Below are 304 nucleotides of genomic sequence, written 5' to 3'. Positions count from 1 at the left end.
GGCGATGTGGTCGGCAACCAGGGCCGCCTGCTTGGCCTGATATTCCTTCGACATCTCCTTGGCGTAGCCACCCGCCGTCTCGGCGGCCTTGAATTCCTCGTCCTCGACCGCGAGGAACTTGGCGCCGAGCGAGGCGACCTGTTCCTTGACCGCCGGGCGCACATCGGTTGCGGTCACCACCGCACCAAGCCGGCGCGCCGTGGCAATCGCCTGTAGCCCGGCAACGCCGACGCCCATGATGAACACTTTCGCCGCAGGCACGGTGCCGGCCGCCGTCATCATCATCGGCAGCGCGCGGTCATAT

The 304-nt window shown here is 67.1% G+C and carries 1 pseudogene; it reads right to left on the bottom strand.

What is annotated here, in order from left to right:
• Positions 1-304: pseudogene (locus tag PHA01_RS29185) on the bottom strand (Re/Si-specific NAD(P)(+) transhydrogenase subunit alpha); the annotation flags it as partial.

Source organism: Candidatus Phyllobacterium onerii (genome assembly GCF_028331445.1).
Lineage (GTDB): Bacteria > Pseudomonadota > Alphaproteobacteria > Rhizobiales > Rhizobiaceae > Phyllobacterium > Phyllobacterium onerii.
The sequence above is the reverse complement of the archived record's forward strand: the minus strand, read 5'-3'. Positions and strand labels throughout refer to the sequence as shown.